Below are 20,314 nucleotides of genomic sequence, written 5' to 3'. Positions count from 1 at the left end.
CGGAGACCCCGCCCGGAAGTTCAGACGACCGGCGGCAGCAGCGCCCTTGAGGTGCTCGCCGCCCCGTCGTCCAGCGACACCGGCGCGGGCTCCGGATGCGGCGCACACGTGACGCGCCACCCCGGGGTGGCGCCCGTCAGCAGATACCGCTCCACGTGCCGGTCCACGCACGCGTTGCGTCCGCCGGCCACCCCGTGGGTGCCCGCCCCCCGCTCCGTGACGAGCGCGGCCCGGTCCCCGAGCCGCCCCTGGAGTGCCAGCGCGCCCCGGTGGGGCGTGGCCCCGTCCCGCTCCGCCGCGACGATCAGGGTGCCGGGCAGACGGCCCGGCTCCGCCCCGACCTCGACGGGCCGCTGCCGGCCGGATACGGGCCAGGAGGCGCACGGCAGGTTCAGGAAGGCGTTGGCCCAGGTCTCGAAGGGGGCCCGGCGGGCCAGTTCGGTGTGGTCGCGGTCCCAGGTCTCCCAGTCGGCGGGCCAGGGGGCGTCGTTGCACAGCACCGCCGTGTAGACGGCCGTCGCGTTGGCCGCCTCGCGCGCCGTTCGCGGATCGCGGGCCGCCTGCCGCACGAGCGGGGCCGGGTCGCCGCGCAGGAAGGCGGCGAGGGCCGCGGCCCGGTCCGGCCAGACGTCGTCGTAGTACGCGGTCTGGAGGTACGCGGCGTGCAGCTCGCCCGTCCCGACCACCCCGCCCGCAGGGGTGCGGGCCACGGCCGCGCGGACCTTCTCGTAGCTCTCCCGCACGGCCCGCGCCGTGGTGCCGAGCCCGTACGCCGCGTGGTGACGGGCCGCCCAGGCACGGAAGTCGGCCCAGCGGCGCTCGAAGCCGGGGGCCTGGGCGAGGTTGTTGAGGTACCAGACGCCGCGCGGGCGGGGATCGACCGCCGAGTCGAAGACCATGCGGCGCACGCGCTCCGGGTGGCGGGTGGCGTAGACCGCCCCGAGGTAGGTGCCGTACGAGGCCCCCAGGAAGGTCAGCCGCCGCTCGCCGAGCGCGGCCCGGAGCACGTCGAGGTCGCGGGCGTTGTTCAGGGTCGTGTAGTACGCGAGCGCGGGGCCCGCGTGCCGGGCGCAGCCCTCGGCGTAGGCCCGGGCCGCGGCCAGCCGCTCCCGCTTGTGGGCGGGTGGGGGATCGGCCGGGACCTGGGTCGGCCCCTGCGGCCACTCGGCCGGGTCCTGGCAGGCCAGCGGGGCGGAGCGGCCGACTCCGCGCGGTGCGTAGCCGACGAGGTCGTAGGCGGCCGCGATGCGCCTCCACGCGGGGCGGTCGGCGAGCAGCGGGAAGTACATCCCGGAGGCGCCCGGTCCGCCGGGGTTGTGGACGAGGGCGCCCTGCCGGGCGGCGCCGCCGTGGCCGCTCGCCGGGACCCGGCTGACGGTGAGGGAGATCTGCGGGCCGTCGGGGCGGGCGTAGTCGAGCGGGACCCGCAGCGTGGCGCACCGCACGGGATCGGGCAGTTCCTCGACGGCGGGACAGGGCCGGAACTCCAGCCGTCCGCCCCCGGTCCGGGGCCGGGGCACGGGCCGGGTGCCCGTCACCGGAGCCCCATGAGCCCCCGCCGCCCCGGCGGGCCCGGCCTGCCCGGCCGCCGGCCGCAGCGCGGCGGCGGCCGCCCGCCGGGCGACGAGTTCCGCCCCGGCGTCCTCCGCAGCGGTGCTCCCGTCCCCGGGCCCGCTCCAGGACCCGTCCCCGGTGCCGTCCGCGCTCGCCCGGGCCGCCGGGGCGGGGGTGCACAGGGCGAGGCAGAGCGCCGCGGCGGCGGTCCCCCGCCGGAGGCGCGTCGTCGTCCGGAACGTCCGCATGGCGGCCCCTTCATCTCATCGTCCGGTCCGATGAGATGCCAGGACCGCGCGCCAGTACAGGCACACCGCCGCGACACGGCACCGGGTACGCCCTCTTGCCGTAGGGCTCACGGCGTGTCGCGCCCCAGTGCCGCCCGCAGCTCCGGGTCCCGTACCGCGCGCAGTCCCCGCACGGCCACCGCCGCCAGCGGGTCGGCGGCGCAGCGGTCCCGGTCCAGGGCGACGAGCAGGCGCCGGCCGGCGGGGGAGGCCCAGGGGGAGCGGGCGGGGCCCTCGGGGCCGGCGGCGGCCGCGCAGCACACCGCGAGCAGCACCGGCAGGGCGAACCAGTACAGCACCCTCGCCGGATCCGCCCCGTCCCCCGGAACGGCCAGCGCGGCCCCCGCCATCGCCACCACCAGGACGGCGGCCCGGCGCACCGACCGGGCCCCGTCCGCCACCGCCTCCCGCGGCCCGCACGGCACCGTGAGGCCCGCTTCGTCCAGCCGGTCCGCCAGGGCCCGTACGGCGGCGTGCGCGGCGGCGGCCCGCCGGACGGCGGACACCGGGGAGCGGCCGTCGGGCCCGAACGCGCCCAGCACCGCCCGCTCGTGGGCGTCCCGGGCGACCGGGTCGAGCACGGTGACCCAGCCGGTCCGGGCGAGCAGCAGCCGGTGGCGGCGCGCCATCGACAGCAGGGTCAGTACGGCGACCCTCTCCGGGCCGCCGGACAGGTACGCCGCCTCGTACAGGCTCAGCGCCCCCTGCCGCCGGGCGGCGCCGGGGCGGGACACCGGCTCGGCGGCCTCGGTGGCGGCCCGCAGCAGGCACGCGGCCGAGGTCAGCACCCCGGCCCAGGCGAGCAGCAGGAACAAGATCCAGAGCATGGCCGATTTCTATCGCCGCCGGAGCCGCGTGCGCGCCGCCGGTGCCCAAGCGTGAGCAGCTCGTGATCCGCCGGTGATGGACGGTCAGGAACTGCTGGAGCAGCTGGAACCGGAGGAACCCCCGCAGCTCGAACCGCTGGAGCAGCTCGAACCCGAACCGCTGGAACAGCTGGAACCCGAACCGCTGGAGCAGCTCGCACCGGAACCACCGGAGCACCCGTGGCCCGAGCCGCCGGCACAGCCGCTCCCCGAGGCCCCGCAGCCGCCCGGCCCGGAGGAACCGCCCCCGCCGTCGCCCATCGCGCACCAGAGCACCGCCAACGGCTCCGCCGACGCCCCGTACGCGCCCGACGTGCCCGCCGCACCGGTCCCGCGCCCCCGGGACTGGGCCGCCGCCAGCCGGGTACCGCGGGCCGCCGGCACCAGCAGCTCGCGCAGGTACGGATCCGGCAGGCCCCGCAGCCCGAACAGCGCCGTCCGCACCCGGGGAGCCGGATCGGCCGCGTACCGCTCCCGGAAGGCGGCCAGCGCCCGCCGCCCCGCCGGGGTGATCCGCCGCCCGGCCCGCCGCGCGCACACCAGGCCCGCCACGAGGCCGCCCAGCAGGACCGGGAGCACGGTGAGGGCGAACGGCACCCCGGGCTCCGGGGCCGTCACCAGGAAGACGAAGGTGACCGGCAGCGACAACGGGAGCATCACCAGGCACACCACCGCCTGCACCAGCCCCCAGCGACGCGTCCCGCGCCCCGCGCCGGGGGCCGAGAGCAGCCCGCGCGCCGCCAGCGCGTCCCCGGTCTCCTGGACGGCCGGCTCCCGCATGGCGGCGTACCGCACCTGGTAGAGCCACCCCGACGGCGCCCGGGACAGCGCCAGCAGCACGGCCCGTTCGGCGGGGTCCGCGCCCCGCGCCCCGGGCCGCGCCTGCACGATGCCGGGGCCGCCGACGAGCAGCCGGCCGTCCCCGAGCAGCGAGACGAGCGCCGTGTCGACCACCGTGCCGGGACCGCCCGCGAGGAACGCCGCCTCGGACAGGTCGTGCACGGCGGGCGCGGGCCCGGGCACCGGCGGCCGGGAGCGGCGCAGGGAGCGCAGCATCAGGAGGGTGGAGACGGTCACCGCCGCCCAGACGGCGACGGCCAGCGTGTTCACGGCGACGCCCTTCCCACGAGGGCGCGCGCCCAGCGGGTGAAGCGGCCCGGCGGCCGCACCCCCGCGCGCTCCCGCCAGCACGCGGCGAGCCGGCCGCGGGCGGCCGGGTCGGCCGGCAGCTCCCGCACGAGCAGGTACTCGGCGAAGTCCAGGGCGTCCCGGCGGTACCCCGCCGTCATCGGGCGGCTGCGGGCGTAGCGCAGGAAGGCCGTGCGGTACGCGGCGGGACCGCCCAGGATGCCGGGCAGCTCCGGCGCCACCTTCGCGACCACCGAGGCCCGCTTGGCGGCGAGCGCCCGCGCCTGCACCCGGACCCGCTGCCGGTCGAAGCCCTCGGGCACGGGTGTCCCGGCGACCAGCGCCGACAGCAGGGCCGCCTGACCGAGCCCCAGCCGGGTCCGCGCGGCCTCACCGGCCGTGCCCGCCGCGTCCTCGCGGAGGGTGAGCCGCTCGCGCAGGGCGCCCGGGGGCCCGCCCGCGTCCACCACCGCGCGGATCCGGCCCAGTTCGGCGGCCAGCTCCGGCCCGGGCGGGAAGTCGTCGTCCCGCTCCAGCAGGACGCCGGGCGGGTCCACCCGCTCGCGCAGCCGGGCCAGGACGTCGAGCACCACGGGCGGCACGGGGTGGGCGTGGGTGTCGTGCCAGACGCCGTCGCGCTCCACGCCCCCGGCGACGTGCACGTACGCCAGCGCCTCCAGCGGGATCCCGTCCAGCACGGCGGCGGGGTCCTCGCCGCGGTTGACGCGGTTGGTGTGCAGGTTGGCCACGTCGACGAGGAGCCGTACGCCGGTCCGCTCGACCAGCTCGGTCAGGAACCGCCCCTCCGTCAGTTCCTCCCCGGGCCAGGTGAACAGCGCGGCGATGTTCTCCAGGGCCAGCGGCACGGGCAGCGCGTCCTGCGCGATCCGGACGTTCTCGCAGAGCACGTCCAGCGCGTCCCGGGTCCGGGGCACGGGCAGCAGGTGCCCGGCCTCCAGCAGCGGCGAGGAGGTCCGTACGAAGGCGATGTGCTCGGTGACCAGCGGCGCCCCCAGGGCCACCGCCCGCTCCCCGAGCGCCGCCAGCTTCCCCGGGTCGGGACGGTCGGCCCCGCCCAGGCCCAGCGAGACCCCGTGCGGCACGACCCTGACCCCCCGCTCGCGCAACCGCACCAGGGACTCGGGCAGGTGGCCCGGACAGACGTTCTCCGCCACCACCTCGACCCAGTCCAGGCCGTCCAGCCGCTCGACCGCGTCCGCGATCTCCGGCCGCCAGCCGATGCCCACCCCCAGGCGTTCCATGGGCTTCATGTCCCCCTCGCCCCCTTCACGGACCGTGTGCCGAAGTGATGACCTCCCACGGGCACGCCCAACCACGAGGAGGGGACGTTCAGAGCAACATTTGAGGTTCCCGCCGCCTCACCGCCGCCTCACCGCCGGCTCACGGCGGGTTCACCGACGGCTCAGGCCGGTTCACAGCCGGGCGCGCAGCGCCGGATGGTCCGACACCACCGTGCAGGAGCCCGGGGCGATCTCCGTGAAGCCGGCGTCCCGGACCACCGGCAGCCCGCTCCCGCTCAGCAGCGCCCACCGCTCGCGCGGGGCGGTGCGTACCGCCAGCCGGAAGCCGGAGGCCTGCCACAGGGCCCGCTCGGCCGCGGTCAGCTCCCACCAGGCCAGCTGCGCCGCGTGCCCGGCCTGGGCCATCGCCTTGCCCGCCGACATGCCGAGGTCCGGGTTCAGCCACAGCACCGGCACGCCCGGCTCGACCGGACCGGCCGGCTCGGGGTCGTCCAGGTCGGTGCCCGACACCTGGAGCTTGGCCAGCTCCTTGGGCCAGCCGTCCAGCGGCACCGGCGGGAAGACGCGGACCTCGGACGCCTCCCCCTCCACGGTGACCCCCGGCAGGGCCCCCGCCTTGCGCCACTCCGCCCCGCGCGCCCGCCGGACCACCTTGCGGATCCGCGCGTCCTGCCAGTCGCGCACCGCCCGGGCCCACTCGCCCTCGCCGTGCGACCGCTCGTCCGCCAGCAGGACCAGTACCGCGCGGGCCGCCGTCTCCAGCGCGTCGGTCCGCGCCGGCGGGTCGGTCTTCTCGATCCGCACCACCAGCGGCAGGACGAACTGCGGGGCCTCGTCGCGCAGGGCGTGCTCGCGCCGGAAGGGGCTGTCCGCGCCGACCGCGGGTACGTCTGTGGTCTCGTTCGGGTGCTGGCTGCTCATCCCGCCAAGGATGCCAGGCTCCGCCTTCAGGAGGATGCCCCGGGTGGCCGGCGCGGGCGAGGATCGGGTCCATGAAGAGCGACCTTTTCGCGAGCGAGAACCTCGCCCAGCCCGCCACCGCGCCCGGTATGACCCTGCAGAACGCCAAGTCCGTCAAGTACGCCGTCAACGGGGAGATGCTCGCCCGGCAGGGCTCCATGGTCGCCTTCCGCGGGAACCTCCAGTTCGAACGCCGGGGCCAGGGCATCGGCGGGATGCTCAAGCGGGCCGTCACCGGAGAGGGCCTCGCGCTGATGTCCGTACGCGGCCAGGGGGAGGCGTGGTTCGCGCACCAGGCCGGCAACTGCTTCATCGTCGACCTCGAGCCCGGCGACGCCCTGACCGTCAACGGGCGCAACGTCCTGTGCTTCGACGCGACGCTCTCCTACGAGATCAGGATGGTGAAGGGCGCCGGCATGACCGCCGGCGGCCTCTTCAACAGCGTCTTCACCGGTACCGGAAAGCTCGCCGTCGTCTGCGACGGCAACCCGCTCGTCATCCCGGTCACCGCGCAGTCGCCGGTGTACGTGGACACGGACGCGGTGGTCGGCTGGAGCGCGGCGCTGGAGACCGGGCTGCACCGCTCCCAGTCCGTCGGCTCCATGATCCGCGGCGGCTCCGGCGAGGCCGTCCAGCTGAAGCTGAGCGGCGAGGGCTTCGTCATCGTCCGGCCCAGCGAGGTCACCGAGACGGCGGCCGCCCACTGAGGCTCACCGACGTCGGCCGCCGCTACGGCCGGCGGCGGCCCTGGGTGCTGCGCGGCATCACGGCGGAGCTGCCGGCCGGCTCCCTGGTCCGCGTCGAGGGCGGCAACGGCGGCGGCAAGTCCACCCTGCTGCGCGTCATCGCCGGCATCGACGCGCCGACCACGGGGCGCGTCGAGGGCCGCCCGTCCCGCACCGCCTACGTCCCCGAACGCTTCCCGGCGGCCCTGCCGCTCACGGCGGGCGCCTACCTGACCCATCTGGGCCGGGTGCACGGCCTGACGGCCGCCGAGGCCGCCCGGCGCGCCGCCGGGGCCCTGGAGCGGTTCGGCGCCGCCGGCCACGCCCGCACCCCGATGGCCGAACTGTCCAAGGGCACCAGCCAGAAGGTGGCCGTCGCCCAGGCGCTGCTCGCCGGGCCGGCGCTGCTCGTCCTCGACGAGGCCTGGACCGGGCTGGACGCCGCAGCCCGGGCGGAGCTGGACCGGGCCGTCACCGAACGCACCGCCGCCGGGGGCACGGTGGTCTTCGTCGACCACGACCCCGCCCGGCTGGCCGGCCTGCCCGACGCCCACTACCGGCTCCGGGGCGGCACGCTGGCGCCCGCCGCCCCGCCCGCCCCGGCCCGCGCCCCCGCCGTACGGATCCACGCGGCCGGCCCGCCCGGTGCCGCCCCGCCCGCCGGCCTGGCCGCCGTGCCCGCCCCCGACGGCGGCGTCCTGCTGACCGTGGACGCCGCCCGCTCCGACGCCGTGCTGCGCGAGCTGCTCACCGCGCTCCCGCCCTGGCACATCCGCGCCGTGGAGGAACTCCCGTGACCGTCGCCGCCCTGCTGCGCTACCAGGGAGCCCTGCTGCTGCGCTCCCAGCGCTGGATCGCCCCGTCCGTCCTGTACGCGGCGTTCCTCGCGGCCGGCATCCGCTCCGGCGACCCGGCACCCGACGCCCTCGGCTACGCGGCGGCCGGCCTGGTGCCGGTGAGCGCCTGGCTGGCCCGGATCTGCGTCACCGCCGAACCCCCGGCGGCCCGGGCCGTCTCCGCCGCCGCGGCCGGTCCGGTACGGGTGCACGCGGCGGCCCTGCTCACGGCGCTGGCCGGGGCACTGCTCGCCGGGGCGGCGGGCGCGGCCCCCGCCCTGCTGCTCGGCGACCTCGGGCAGCGGCCCCCGGCCGCGACGGCCCTCGCCGGGGCGGTGGCGGTGGCGGTGTGCGCCCTGACGGGGACGGCCGTGGGCGCGGTGTGCAGCAGGCCGCTGCTGCGGGCCCGCGGCCCCGCGGTGCTCGCCGGGGGCGTGGGTTCGGTGCTGGCCTGGGCCGCGCCCTTCTCCCCGGCCCGCCGCGCGGTGTCCGCGCTGGTGGAGGCCGCCCGCTCGGACGCCGTTCCGCTGCCGCTGGGCGCACTGGCGGGCGCACTGCTGCTGGCGGGGGCGGCGGGGGCGGTGGCCTGCCTCGTCAGCACGCGGGGGAGCTGACGGGGCGGGACCGCGGGGGCCGCGCCGGGCGGTGAGGCCGCCCGTGCTGCCCGTGCCGCCCGTGCCGAAACGGGACGCGACGAGGGACGCGAAGGACACGGGGGTAGGGCATGGACTGGGACATCAAGCCGTCGGGCGTGCAGGGGGTCGTCAGCAAGACGATCACCGCCGCCGAGGGCTTCCAGAAGGCGGGCAAGACGCTCCAGACGGAGCTGCCGGAGGCGGCGAAGCACGCGGGCACGGTCACGCCGGGCGGCGGCACCGGCGGCGAGGGCGGCGGCATGGGCCCGATCGCCGGCGCGCTGGGTGAGCTCATGAAATCCCACGAATACCGTCTCTCGTACATCGGAGCCCGTACGGAGGCCTCGATCAACGGCGTCGTCAAGGCCACGACGGCGTACGTGCAGGGCAACATCGAGCAGGCGCAGAACGCGCAGCGCGAGGCCCTGAAGGAGCCGAAGGTCGATCTCCCGGGGGCGGGTCAGAAGTGACCGACCACGTACCGATCAATCCGTGCACGATCCCGCAGTTCACGGGTGATCTGGACGCGCTGGAGCAGGACCGTACGGCGATCGCGGCGGCGGCGGGGACGTTCCGTGATGCCGGGTCGAACGTGGACGGTGAGTTCCAGGGCCTGTCGGCGTTCTACTCGGCTCCTGAGGCGGCGCGGTTGTTCGCGACGACGAAGCCGGTGAAGACCGACAGCGATTTCTTCGCGGACCAGCTGGAGTCGGCGGCGAAGGCGCTGGGCGAGTACGTGACCGAGGCGCGTCCGATCGTGGCGCGGCTGAAGGAGTTGCAGGCGAAGGCGACCACCTTCAGCAACAAGATCGCGGGGGATGAGCACTGGAAGGACGACGCGGACAAGATCAATGAGAACAACGATCTGATCCACGACGTCAACGCCGCCGTCTCCGCTTTCTGGGCGGCGGAGCGTACGTGTGCGAACAAGATCCGTGCGTTGTACTGTGCGCCGCCTTTGACGGCTGATGACGGTTCGCACGGTGCGAACATGTACGGCTACAGGGGTGAGGACCTCGACAAGGCGCAGGATCTGCCGTGGGGTTCGCAGCTGGAGGAGACCCACCGGGCGTGGGAGGTCGGCTACTGGATCAAGTCGTTCGTGTGGGACGGCCTGATCGTGGACGGCATCTGGGGCACGATCCGCGGCCTGGGCACGCTGGTGGGTGTGGATGGCGCGGACGCGGCGGGGCAGGCGTGGCTGGGCCTGGCGAAGCTGGCGACGGGTCTTGCGATCACCGTCACGCCGGGGGTGGGTACGGCGTTCTGGATGGCCGATGAGAAGGACCTGCCGGGCTGGCTGCGGGATTCGCGTACGGCGATGAAGGAGACCGGCAAGGCGCTGGTGGCGTGGGACGAGTGGGGCAAGAACCCGGCGCGTGCGGCGGGTGCGGTCACCTTCAACGTCCTGACCACGGTGTTCACCGGTGGTGCGGGGACGGCGGCGAAGGCCGGTTCGGTCGCGAAGGTCGTCAGCGTGGCGGGCAAGGCCGGCAAGCTGATCGACCCGATCACCTACATCGGCAAGGCCGGCTCCCTGGCGAAGCTGAAGATCGGTGACATGTTCGCCAACCTCGGCAAGGTCGACGGGGCGTTCCCGAAGCTGGACGACGTGGTGTGGAAGGACCTGCCCAAGGCGGACGCGCCGGGGGTGAAGTTCCCGCACCCGGACGACACCGTCCGCCTCCCCGACGACGCCCTCGGACGCCCCCAGTACTTCGACAAGACGACGAACCAGCTGCTGGACCACAAGGGCCTGCCCAAGCAGGACCTCACCTCGGTCCCCAAGGGCCCCGACCACCCCCTGGCCGAAGTCCCCAAGCGCGAGGAAGTCCCCGTAGGCGTAGGCGCCCGCCCCACGGACGTCACCTCCCACACCCCGGGCGGCATCGCGACCCACACCCCGGGCGGGGTCACGACCCACACCCCCGGCGGCATCGCGGACAACACCCCGCACAACAGCCACACCGAACCCGGGGGCAACAGCGGCACAGGGGGCCACGGCAACACCGACACCACCCCCACCACCGGCGGCCACACCGACACCCCGTCCACGGGCGGCCACGGCGACGGCCCCTCCACGGGCGGCGGCCACGGCGACGGCCCGGGTGACGGTCCTGGTGGCGACCACACCCCCGGCGGCGGCCATGGCGACGGCCCGGGCGACGGGCAGCCCCCGGCCGGAGAGCACACGCCGCCCGGTGGCGGCGAGCCCAGGCCGCTGGTCCGTGGTGGTGAGGCGGAGCAGCAGCTCCGCGACGCGGTCAAGCAGCTTCCCGGCAAGGAGCGCCCCAAGCCGGATGTCCTCGAGCGGGCGATCGAACGCTTGGCGGAGAACCCGCGCGGCCAGCACGTCGCGGAGATCATCAGCTCCGGCGCCTTCAGGGAGAGCGAGAACTTCTCGCAGGTCGTGTCCAGCATGGGGGCACGCAAGGCGGGCATGCTCGAACCCGCACTCGACCAAATCATCTTCGCTGACGACCTGCGGAAGAGCGGTCTGAAGGGTGAAGACATTCACTTCGAGGTCAAGAAGGCGGAATTCGAGGACACCGACGTCTACTACGGTCCGAAGGACGGGGAGTCCTGGGGTTACCAGATGAAGCGTCTGGAGAACCCCATCGACCCGGTGAGCGAGATCACCCGCGGAAAGTACCTCAGCCAGATCACCCACTCGACGGCCAAGAACAAGCTCATGCTCGTCGACGGTCAGGGCACCATGGCGCAGTGGAGGGCCAATGGGGCGGTCGACCAGCTGATGGAGATCCACCAGAACGGACGCGGCAAGTGGGGTGCCGGTAAGGGCGTAGCCTTCGTCCTTCGACTTGACGACGGAATCATCGTGGTTCCGCGTGGAACTCCGACCGACCCCATGGGAATTCTGAAGGAAAGCCAGTGATCACATCTGAGCCCGTGGGCGAATGGTACTGGGAGCCCTCTCCGGTGTCCGACGCAGCGGAGAACGGCACCGCGAGGGCGCTCGGCCTGCTGTCGGACGTCAGGAGCGTCCTGGCTTCGGCCGGGCTGGTCACGGACGGGGGCACGGCTGCGGTCGTGCTCAGCGACCGGCAGGCGATGGGCAGCCCCCTTTTCGAGGTTCATGGCGTTCCGCTGGCCTCCGGCGGCAGCCTCGGCCAGGACTTGGCCGCCGCTGGCGAGCAGGCCGCTGGCGTAGGACTCCTGGCGGGCCGTCTGCTGACAGTGAGCCTCAGGCTGCCCGGCGAATGGACGGAGTCCGGAGTCAGACGCCGTGCGGAGAAGCTGTTCACCGTACGGGTCGATGTGTGGGGCGAGGGTGCGATGCTGCTCGTGCTGTCCACCTACGCCGACGCATGCCTGACCCAGGACCTCCGAGAGCGTGCGCAGCCCGAAGTCGCTGCGGAGAACGCCCCCCGGCTCGCCGCCGGGCTGGAGCGGATTTCCGAGCTGACGGGGTCGGAGACCGACCCCGGGGACGCCACCAAGCACGCCCGCCCCACGCCGGACGGATTCGCCGACCTGCTGGTGGAGGGGGCGGAGTATGACGACTCGTGGGGCAACTTCGAGATCCCCGCGCGCTGGAAGCGGCTGATGAGGCTCGTGCCCGGTGAACACGGGGGCGAGGACTACGAGAGCACCACGGAGCATCCCGTGCGCTACGCGCGGGTGCTGCGTGGAGGACAAGTCCTGGGCTACCTCTGGGCGTCCGTCGGTGACGCGGCGGCCGGGTACGAGCCGCGCAACGCGGCGGGTGACGAGGCCTTCACGGCCGGCGTCCCGTGGCTGCTGCAGCTCCGCTCCCTGAAGCGCCGGGGCTTCGGGGCGGTGGAAGCTCTGGAGGAGCTGGTCGGGAGGTCGGACGAGGGCCCGGGCGGCTCGGTCGTCGAAGCCACGGCGCAGGAGGCGGTCACGCTGGACGCGCTGGAGGAACTGTCCGGAAGGTTCTGAGGGTGTCGACGGATGCAGCCGCTCTGATGCTGGGGCGGCTGCGGGCGTCGTGCCGCACCGTGCCGGCCGTATGCCGGCGGACAGGGCGCTGATGATCTCGCTGACGCCGGCGTCGGGCCCGCGCCCCGGACCCAGAGACGTCACTTCCCCACCAGCTCCGACACCTTCACGAAGCTGAACCCTCTCTTCCGAAGCTCGGGGACGATCTTCTGGATCGCCTGCTCGGTCACCGGCGCCGCGCTGCGCGTGCAGTGCATGACCACCACCGAACCGGGCTTGACCCCGGCCAGCACCTGCTCCGCCACCGCGTCCGGGTCCTTCGCGAAGGCGTCCCCGCTGACCACGTCCCACTGCACCGCGGTGACCCCGGCGGGGGACAGCGCCCGCAGCGCCCGGTCGTCGTAGCAGCCGCCGGGGAAACGGAAGTACGGGACGGTGTTGACCGCGCCCGCCTTCCGGAACGCCGCGAAGGCCTGGTCCACGTCGGCCCGCGCCGCCCCGGCGTCCAGCGCGGGCAGTCCGTAGCAGGGGGAGGTGAACGCGTGGTGGCTGTACGAGTGGTTGGCGATCTCGAAGTTCTGGTCCGTGCCGATGGACTTGGCCTGGTCGGGGTACTCCTCCGCCCAGCGGCCCGTCATGAAGACCGTCGAGGGCACCTTCAGCCGGCGCAGGGTCGCGATCAGGTCCGGGTTGTCGAACCGTTCCCCCGAGGCGGCGCGCGGCCCCTGGTCGGAGGTCATGTCGGCGTCGAAGGTGAGCGCGACCGTCTTCTCGGAGCGCTGCCGGGCCCGCTCGAAGACGGGGGCCAGGCCGTTCGGGCCGGGGGGCAGGACCGGCACCCGGGCGGGCGCGCCGGGCAGCGCGGAGGCGGGGGCGGAGGGGGAGGCCTGGGTGGACGCGGTGGCGGGCCGGGAGGCCGCGGGGCTGGCCAGTCGTGCCTGCCCGGAGCCCTGCGGGGTGCCCGAGGGGCCGCCCCCGCATCCCGCGAGGGCGGCACCGAGCACGGCCGCGGCCGCTGCTTTGCGTACGGAAAGGGTCACGTACGCAAAATATATGACTATGTGGCAAGTAGGCGTGCGCGGCACTCCTGGACGTCGAAGTCACCCGGCGGGTACCGCGGGCCGATCTCCTCCAGGTGCTCCAGCAGCAGTTTCGCGACCGCCCAGTTGCGGTACCACTTGTGGTCCGCGGGGACCACGTACCAGGGCGCCGCCGCCGTCGAGCAGCGTTCCAGCGCCCGTTCGTACGCCTCCCGGTACGCGGGCCACGCCGCGCGCTCGTCGATGTCCCCGGGGCTGAACTTCCAGTGCTTGCCGGGGTTGTCGAGCCGCTCCAGGAGCCGTGCGCGCTGTTCCTCGTAGCCGATGTGGAGGAAGACCTTGACCAGGGTCACGCCGTCGTCGGCGAGCGCCTGCTCGAAGCGGTTGATCCCGGCGTAGCGGCCCTCCAGCCGCTCGCGCGGCACCAGCCCGTGGACCCGCGCGACGAGGACGTCCTCGTAGTGCGAGCGGTCGAAGATGCCGATCTCGCCCGGCAGGGGGAGGGCCTTCTCGATCCGCCAGAGGAAGGGGTGGGCGCGCTCCTCCTCCGTGGGGGCCTTGAAGGCCTTGATGCGGCAGCCGGAGGGGTTGAGGTGGCCGATCACGTGCTTGACGGTGCCGCCCTTGCCGCTGGTGTCCATGCCCTGGAGGACCAGCAGGACCCGGCGGCGGTCACCGGCGGTGCTGGCCGCGTAGAGCCGTTCCTGGAGGGAGGCCAGCGGTTCGGCCAGCCGGGCGGTGGCCGCGAGGGCGGCCGCCTTGTCCCGCGGCCCGCCGGGGGTCGCGGAGGGGTCCAGGGCGGCGAGGGCGACCCGCTCCCCGGGCGTCACCCGCAGCACGGGCCCGAGCGCCCGGGTCTCCTCCCCGCGCGCTCCGCCGCGCTCGCGCGCGTCCCCGCCCGCTCCGTCGGCCTGCCGGGCGTCCTCCCCGGAGTCCGTCGCCGTGCGGGCGTCCCCGGACCCCGGCGCGTCCCCGGACCTCCGGGCGCCCCTGCCGCTCTTCTCCTCGTCGGCCACCGCTGTCCACCCCGATCCGTTCGGTTCCGTACGATCGTGCGGCACGCGGGACGCGGGCGCGAGACGGCCGCGGCCGGGGGGCGGCTCACCGCCAGGGGCCGGTCACCGCGAAGGTGGTGCCGGGCGCGTAGGCGTTGACGAACATCGTCCGCCGGTCGGGGGAGAAGGTCACCCCCGCGAACTCCCCCCACGCCGGCGCACCCGGCGTGCCGATGTCGTCGGCGTTGCGGGCCACCGGATAGACCTCACCGCCCGGAGTCACGCCGAAGACGTACTGGTCGCCGCCGCCGTCCTCGCACACCATCAGCCCGCCGTCGGGCGCCAGGCAGATGTTGTCGGGGGAGTCCCCGGGCGGGGAGGCGGCCGCCGCCGGGCCGAAGAGCACGTCCAGCCGCAGCCTGCCGCGCAGCGGGTCGTGGAACCAGACCTGGCCGTGGTGGTCGGCGGCGGCCCCCTCGCCGCTGCGGGCGTAGCTGGAGACGAAGTACACCCCGCCGTCCCCCCAGTAACAGCCCTCCAGCTTCTGCGCGTGGGTGATCCCGCGCGGGCCGAAGTCCTGGAAGCGGACCGGTGTACCGGCCGCCGAGGGGTCCGGTACCGGGACCCACTCCACGGGGAACTCCGCCCCCGGCTCGTCGACCTCCGCCAGGTCCGCGACCCCGGGCACCCGCAGGGCTTCCAGGGCGCCGCCGGCGCGCAGGGAGCCGCGGCCGCCGAGCGGCAGCGCGGGCAGGAAGCGGTAGAAGAGCCCGAAGGGCCGTACGAAGGCGTCCTCGGTCTCGTAGACCACCCCCCGGTACGGGTCCACGGCGACGGCCTCGTGCGCGAAACGGCCCAGCGCGGTCAGCGGGACGGCGCCGAGCCGATGCGGGTCGGCGGGATCCACCTCGAAGACGTACCCGTGGTCCCGGGCGTACCCGGACTCCCCGGCCCGCTCCTCGGTCTCCTCGCAGCTCAGCCAGGTGCCCCAGGGGGTGCGCCCGCCCGCGCAGTTGACGGCGGTCCCGGCCAGCCCGACCCGCTCGGCGGACACCTGCCCCGCCGCGTCCAGCTCGAGCACCGTGCAGCCGCCCAGCGCCGCGGGGTCGTACGTGAGCCCGGCCGCGGCGGGGACGCGCAGCGCGGCCGTGGCGCGGTTCTCGTGGTTGCGGACCAGGCGGAGCCGGCCGCGGCCCGCGCCGAAGGCGGCCATGCCGTCGCAGTTGGCCGGCACCGTCCCCCCGCCCGAGCGCAGCGGGTCCCCGGCGCGCGAGAGCACCCGGTACGAGAATCCGGCGGGCAGGTCCAGCAGCCGGGCCGGGTCGGGCAGCAGCGGCCCGTACCCCCGGGCGGATGCGCGGGCGCCCCCCGTGGCGAAGAGCGCTCCGAGGGCCCCGCTGAAGGCGACCGCGCCGGCGGCGAGCAGGCTGCGTCGGGTGACGGACATCGGCGGCTCCGCGGTGGGCGGCTGGAGGAGTGACCGGCCCGTGGTACCACGGCGCACCGCGGCGGGGGCCGCGACGCGGTGCGCGGGACGCGGCCCGTCACCCCACCGGGCCCCGGCGGCCTGCGCGGGGGCCCGGTGGTGGTGCGCGGATCAGACGAGCTTGGCGCTCAGGGTGATCGTCGTACCGGTCAGCGCCTGGCTGACGGGGCAGTTCTTCTTGGCGTCCTCGGCGGCGGCGACGAAGGCGTCCTCGTCGAGGCCGGGCACCTCGCCCTCGACGGTGAGGTGGATGCCGGTGATGCCCTGCCCGGGCACGAAGGTGACCGCGGCCGAGGTGGTCAGCTTCGCCGGCGGGTTGCCGGCCTTGGCCAGGCCGTTCGAGAAGGCCATGTTGAAGCAGCTGGAATGCGCCGCGGCGATCAGCTCTTCGGGGCTGGTCCGCCCGTTCGCCGCCTCGTCGGTCCGCGCGGGCCAGGAGACGGGGTAGCTGCCGAGGCCGGACGAGTCGAGGGTGACGACGCCCTTGCCCTCGAACAGGTCGCCTTCCCAGACGGCGTGTGCGTTACGTGTGGCAGCCATGGTGATCCCTTCGCAGAAGTGGAAACGGCCGGGCCGCGAGAAGCGACCCGGCCGTGCCAAACCTACTGGGACACCAGGGGTTTCGCGTCGCGTGCGAGCGCGGTGAGCCGCGATATGGCTCGGAAGTACTTCTTCCGGTAACCGCCGTTGAGCATGTCCTCGCTGAACAGCCTGTCGAAGGGCACCCCGGACGCGAGGACCGGGACCTCGCGGTCGTACAGCCGGTCGGCCAGCACCACCAGGCGCAGCGCCGTCGACTGGTCCGGAACCGGCACCACGTCCGTCAGGCAGACCGCGGCGATCCCGTCGGTCAGCGCCCCGTAGCGGCTCGGGTGGACCTTCGCCAGGTGCTCCAGCAGGCCCGGGAAGTCGTCGAGGCTCGCGCCCGGGGTCGCGTACGCGGCCTTCGTGACCTGCTCGTCGGAGAAGGGCGCCGGGGCCTCGGGCAGGCCGCGGTGGCGGTAGTCCTGGCCGTCGATGCGCAGCGGCCGGAAGTGGGCGGACAGCCCCTGGATCTCGCGCAGGAAGTCGGCGGCGGCGAAGCGGCCCTCGCCGAGCTTGCCCGGGAGCGTGTTGGAGGTGGCGGCCAGCGCCACGCCCTGTTCCACCAGGCGGCTGAGCAGCGAGGACACCAGCACGGTGTCGCCCGGGTCGTCCAGCTCGAACTCGTCGATGCACAGCAGCCGGTGACCGCCCAGGGTCTGGACGGTCTGCTGGAAGCCGAGGGCGCCGACCAGGTTGGTGAGCTCCACGAAGGTGCCGAAGGCCTTGAGGGCGGGCTCGGCCGGGGTGGCGTGCCAGAGGGAGGCGAGCAGGTGGGTCTTGCCGACGCCGTAGCCGCCGTCGAGGTAGACCCCGCGCGGTCCGGCGGCGGGGGCCGGGGCCTTCTTCTGGAACCACCTGCGCTTGCCGGCGCCGCTGGCGTGCGCGCCGCCCAGGCCGGCGGCGAAGCCGCTCAGCACGGTGACGGCCTCGGACTGGCTCGGCTGGGCCGGGTCCGGGTCGTAGGTGTCGAAGCGCACCGAGTCGAAGCGCGGCGGCGGCACCATCTCGGCCACCAGCCGTTCGGCCGGCACGCGCGGCTCGCGGGCGCACAGGGCGAGGGGCCCCGCGTCGGCTATCGGGGGCCGCCCGGATGCAGGACCGGAGGTGGAGAGTGATGTTGACACAGCTCTTAACTCTACGGGGCGTGTCACACTGCACCGATGCGACGCCTGTTCCCTGTGACCGATCAGACATCCGCCCCGTCCGGGGCCACGGCCGACCGCGAGTGGTCGCTCGACGAGCTGGCCGAAGCGTACGCCTATCCGGACCTCGCCCCCGGCGCGCACTGGCTGCGGGCCAACATGGTCTCCACCCTCGACGGCGCCGCGCAGCACGACGGCCGCTCGCATCCCATCTCCGGCGAGACCGACATGCGGATCTTCGGCACCCTGAGGGCCCTGGCCGACGTGGTGGTCGTCGGGGCGGAAACGGTTCGCCAGGAGGGTTACCGCCCGGCCCGGGCCCGGGAGGCCTTCGCGGCGCGCCGCACGGCCGCCGGACAGGGGCCCGCGCCCGTCATCGCCGTGGTCACGGCGAGCCTGGACCTGGACTTCGGCCTGCCCCTGTTCACCTCGCCCCTGGTCCCCACCCTGGTGGTCACCGGCGCCGGCGCCCCCTCCGACCGGGTGGCGGAGGCGACCGCGGCCGGCGCCGAGGTCGTGGTGGCGGGCGAGGGGGCCGCGGTGGACCCGGAGCGGGCGGTGCGCGAGCTGGCCGCGCGCGGGCTGCGCCGCCAGCTGACCGAGGGCGGACCCCGGCTGCTGGGCCAGTTCGTGGCCGCCGACGTGCTCGACGAGCTGTGCCTGACGATCTCCCCGACGCTCACGGCGGGTGACGCCCAGCGGATCTCCGGCGGGCCCTCCGTCACCGTTCCGCACCGGCTCGCGCCCGCCTGCGTACTGGAAGAGGCCGGGTTCCTCTTCACCAGCTACCGTCGGATCTGACAAGAGCGGAATTTCTCGTTCCGCTTAGCTTCCGAGGGGTACGTACCTGGGCACACATAGCTGCGAGGCCCCGCGCGCCAGCGGGGCAGGATGGTTTTTGCAGGGGCCGGCCGACCGGCCCCCGCCATGAAGGAGAGGGCGTCCGTGTTCACGAGCGTATTGATGATCGAGCAGCCGCTGACCCCGGTGGACGTGGACTTCGTCACCACTCTGCACGGAGAGGACCCGGTCTCCTTCTTCGTCCTCATGCAACCCAGGGGAGACCGGGACCGACTGCTGCGGGCCATCGACGACGTGGCGCTCGGCGAACTGCCCGAGGCCCTCCGCGAGGCCGACGTACCCGAGGGCGACGCCGCCCTCGGCCCCGCCGCACAGGCGCTCGAACACTCGCTCGCCGCCCTGCGGGCCAAGGGCGCCGAGGCCGTCGGCCAGATCGTCGAGGACCATCCCCTCGACAAACTCAAGGCCGTGGTGGACGAGACCAACGCCGACGAGGTGATCGTCCTGACCGCCCCGCACCTGGTCGAGGAGTTCTTCCACCGCGACTGGGCCTCCCGCGCCCGGCACAAGGTGGAGGTTCCGGTGCTCAAGCTCTTCGCCCACAACGAATAGGCTGGGGCGGACACACCCCGGCGGGCAGCGCGTCCCGCACTCGATCCTGGAGCGACCTGAATGAAGCCCGGCCTGCCGACCGCGATGGAACGGCCCCACTTCATCGGCATCGGCGGCGCCGGCATGTCCGGCATCGCGAAGATCCTCGCCCAGCGCGGCGCGCGGGTGGCCGGCAGCGACTCCCGTGACTCCGAGACCGCCCAGGCGCTGCGCGCCCACGGGGCCACGGTCCACATCGGGCACGCCGCCGGCCACCTCGCCGCCGACGCCACCTGCGTCGTCGTCTCCAGCGCGATCCGCGCCGACAACCCCGAGCTGGCCCGCGCCGCCGAGCTCGGCATCCCGGTCGTGCACCGCTCCGACGCCCTCGCCTCCGTCATGGACGGCCTGCGCCCGATCGCCGTCGCCGGCACCCACGGCAAGACCACCACCACCTCGATGCTGGCGGTCTCCCTCTCGGCGCTCGGCCTCGACCCCTCCTACGCCATCGGCGGCGACCTGGACGCCCCCGGCTCCAACGCCCACCACGGCGAGGGCGAGGTCTTCGTGGCGGAGGCGGACGAGAGCGACCGCAGCTTCCACAAGTACACCCCGCAGGTCGCGATCATCCTCAACGCGGAGCTCGACCACCACGCGAACTACGCGTCGATGGAGGAGATCTACGAGTCCTTCGAGACCTTCGTCGGCAAGATCGTCCCCGGTGGCACCCTGGTCGTCGCCCACGGCCAGGAAGGCGCCGCCGAGATCGCCCGCCGCGTCGCCGGCCGCGACGGCCTGAACGTCGTCACGTACGGCGAGGACGAGGACGCCGACGTCCGCATCACCAAGATCACCCCGCGGGGTCTGACCAGCGAGGTCACCGTCCTCCTCGACGGCCGCCCGCTCACCTTCACGGTCTCCGTGCCCGGCCGCCACTACGCGCACAACGCCGTCGCGGCCCTCGCCGCCGGCGTCGCCCTCGGCATCCCCGCGCACAACCTGGCCTCGGCCCTCGGCAAGTACACCGGCGTCAAGCGCCGCCTCCAGCTCAAGGGCGAAGCGGCCGGCGTCCAGGTCATCGACTCCTACGCGCACCACCCCACGGAGATGACCGCCGACCTGGAGGCCATCCGCGGCGCCGCCGGGGACTCCCGCATCCTGGTCGTCTTCCAGCCCCACCTGTTCTCCCGCACCCAGGAACTGGGCAAGGAGATGGGCCAGGCACTCGCCCTCGCCGACGCCTCCGTCGTCCTCGACATCTACCCGGCCCGCGAGGACCCGATCCCCGGCGTCACCAGCGAACTGATCATCTCCGCAGCCCGCACCGCCGGCGCCGACGTCGCCGCCGAGCACGACAAGGACGCCGTCGCCGACGTCATCGCGGGAATGGCCAAGCCCGGCGATCTCGTTCTCACGATGGGCGCGGGCGACGTCACGGATCTGGGCCCCCGGATCCTGGAAACCATCGCCCGCCTGTCGAACTGAGGGAGCGGGAGA

The 20,314-nt window shown here is 74.7% G+C and carries 19 protein-coding genes; 9 read left to right on the top strand and 10 right to left on the bottom strand.

What is annotated here, in order from left to right:
- Positions 1 to 20 precede the first annotated feature (20 nt).
- The 5 genes from ACZ514_RS13150 to ACZ514_RS13130 form a co-directional block, all read right to left on the bottom strand.
- Positions 21 to 1,802, bottom strand: coding sequence for an alpha/beta hydrolase (locus ACZ514_RS13150; protein WP_469124727.1), 1,782 nt, complete (start codon positions 1,800 to 1,802; stop codon positions 21 to 23).
- Positions 1,803 to 1,909: 107 nt separating this feature from the next.
- On the bottom strand, positions 1,910 to 2,668 hold the full coding sequence (locus ACZ514_RS13145) for a TIGR04222 domain-containing membrane protein (protein ID WP_468165128.1): 759 nt from the start codon (positions 2,666 to 2,668) through the stop codon (positions 1,910 to 1,912).
- 84 nt (positions 2,669 to 2,752) lie between these two features.
- Positions 2,753 to 3,817: a TIGR04222 domain-containing membrane protein gene (locus ACZ514_RS13140; protein ID WP_468165126.1), complete on the bottom strand. Its 1,065-nt coding sequence runs from the start codon at positions 3,815 to 3,817 to the stop codon at positions 2,753 to 2,755.
- On the bottom strand, positions 3,814 to 5,097 hold the full coding sequence (locus ACZ514_RS13135) for an MbnB/TglH/ChrH family RiPP precursor modification enzyme (RefSeq protein WP_469124846.1): 1,284 nt from the start codon (positions 5,095 to 5,097) through the stop codon (positions 3,814 to 3,816). The genes ACZ514_RS13140 and ACZ514_RS13135 overlap by 4 nt, the downstream gene beginning before the upstream one ends.
- Before the next feature lie 171 nt (positions 5,098 to 5,268).
- Positions 5,269 to 6,018 carry a peptidyl-tRNA hydrolase gene (locus ACZ514_RS13130; protein ID WP_468165124.1) on the bottom strand — a complete coding sequence of 250 codons (750 nt, stop codon included), beginning with the start codon at positions 6,016 to 6,018 and terminating at the stop codon, positions 5,269 to 5,271.
- A 71-nt stretch (positions 6,019 to 6,089) separates the two neighbouring features.
- Between ACZ514_RS13130 and ACZ514_RS13125 the strand changes: the two genes are divergently transcribed.
- From ACZ514_RS13125 to ACZ514_RS13100, 6 genes are all read left to right on the top strand, one after another.
- Entirely contained in the window at positions 6,090 to 6,764 is a 675-nt protein-coding gene (locus ACZ514_RS13125) for an AIM24 family protein (RefSeq protein WP_468697311.1), read from the top strand.
- A complete protein-coding gene (locus ACZ514_RS13120) occupies positions 6,761 to 7,579 on the top strand; it encodes an ABC transporter ATP-binding protein (protein WP_468697449.1) in 819 nt (272 codons plus the stop codon). Before ACZ514_RS13125 ends, ACZ514_RS13120 begins: the two co-directional genes overlap by 4 nt.
- Positions 7,576 to 8,232: an ABC transporter gene (locus ACZ514_RS13115; protein WP_468165120.1), complete on the top strand. Its 657-nt coding sequence runs from the start codon at positions 7,576 to 7,578 to the stop codon at positions 8,230 to 8,232. Before ACZ514_RS13120 ends, ACZ514_RS13115 begins: the two co-directional genes overlap by 4 nt.
- 110 nt (positions 8,233 to 8,342) lie before the next feature.
- Positions 8,343 to 8,723 carry a DUF6507 family protein gene (locus ACZ514_RS13110; RefSeq protein ID WP_469124726.1) on the top strand — a complete coding sequence of 127 codons (381 nt, stop codon included), beginning with the start codon at positions 8,343 to 8,345 and terminating at the stop codon, positions 8,721 to 8,723.
- Positions 8,720 to 11,149, top strand: a complete 2,430-nt coding sequence (locus tag ACZ514_RS13105) for a hypothetical protein (RefSeq protein ID WP_469124725.1) — start codon at positions 8,720 to 8,722, stop codon at positions 11,147 to 11,149. The genes ACZ514_RS13110 and ACZ514_RS13105 overlap by 4 nt, the downstream gene beginning before the upstream one ends.
- Before the next feature lie 44 nt (positions 11,150 to 11,193).
- On the top strand, positions 11,194 to 12,177 hold the full coding sequence (locus ACZ514_RS13100; RefSeq protein WP_469124724.1) for a hypothetical protein: 984 nt from the start codon (positions 11,194 to 11,196) through the stop codon (positions 12,175 to 12,177).
- A gap of 140 nt (positions 12,178 to 12,317) precedes the next feature.
- Here ACZ514_RS13100 and ACZ514_RS13095 read toward each other — a convergent pair whose 3' ends face one another.
- The 5 genes from ACZ514_RS13095 to zapE all read right to left on the bottom strand — a co-directional run bounded on the left by ACZ514_RS13095 (position 12,318) and on the right by zapE (position 17,407).
- Positions 12,318 to 13,217 (bottom strand): polysaccharide deacetylase family protein, encoded by a 900-nt coding sequence (locus ACZ514_RS13095; RefSeq protein ID WP_469124723.1) that lies wholly within the window; start codon positions 13,215 to 13,217, stop codon positions 12,318 to 12,320.
- Between the two features lie 17 nt (positions 13,218 to 13,234).
- On the bottom strand, positions 13,235 to 14,056 hold the full coding sequence (locus tag ACZ514_RS13090; RefSeq protein ID WP_469124845.1) for a PPK2 family polyphosphate kinase: 822 nt from the start codon (positions 14,054 to 14,056) through the stop codon (positions 13,235 to 13,237).
- A gap of 262 nt (positions 14,057 to 14,318) precedes the next feature.
- Positions 14,319 to 15,659, bottom strand: coding sequence for an alkaline phosphatase PhoX (locus ACZ514_RS13085; RefSeq protein ID WP_469124722.1), 1,341 nt, complete (start codon positions 15,657 to 15,659; stop codon positions 14,319 to 14,321).
- 150 nt (positions 15,660 to 15,809) lie between these two features.
- A complete protein-coding gene (locus ACZ514_RS13080) occupies positions 15,810 to 16,238 on the bottom strand; it encodes an OsmC family protein (protein WP_468165112.1) in 429 nt (142 codons plus the stop codon).
- Between the two features lie 62 nt (positions 16,239 to 16,300).
- The gene (zapE, locus tag ACZ514_RS13075; RefSeq protein ID WP_467892046.1) at positions 16,301 to 17,407 is read right to left on the bottom strand and encodes a cell division protein ZapE; all 1,107 of its coding nucleotides are present in this window, start codon (positions 17,405 to 17,407) and stop codon (positions 16,301 to 16,303) included.
- A 36-nt stretch (positions 17,408 to 17,443) separates the two neighbouring features.
- Here zapE and ACZ514_RS13070 point away from each other — a divergent pair, with 36 nt between their 5' ends.
- The 3 genes from ACZ514_RS13070 (at position 17,444) to murC (ending at position 20,302) form a co-directional block, all read left to right on the top strand.
- Entirely contained in the window at positions 17,444 to 18,226 is a 783-nt protein-coding gene (locus tag ACZ514_RS13070) for a pyrimidine reductase family protein (RefSeq protein WP_468697322.1), read from the top strand.
- Positions 18,227 to 18,370: 144 nt separating this feature from the next.
- Positions 18,371 to 18,838 (top strand): indole-3-glycerol phosphate synthase, encoded by a 468-nt coding sequence (locus ACZ514_RS13065; RefSeq protein WP_468165108.1) that lies wholly within the window; start codon positions 18,371 to 18,373, stop codon positions 18,836 to 18,838.
- Positions 18,839 to 18,898: 60 nt separating this feature from the next.
- Positions 18,899 to 20,302, top strand: coding sequence for a UDP-N-acetylmuramate--L-alanine ligase (murC, locus tag ACZ514_RS13060; RefSeq protein ID WP_469124721.1), 1,404 nt, complete (start codon positions 18,899 to 18,901; stop codon positions 20,300 to 20,302).
- The last annotated feature ends 12 nt before the right edge of the window (positions 20,303 to 20,314 follow it).

Source organism: Streptomyces sp. NPDC034086, from assembly GCF_055575515.1.
Note: the sequence above shows the minus strand (reverse complement) of the source record. Positions and strands in the feature narration are given on the sequence as shown.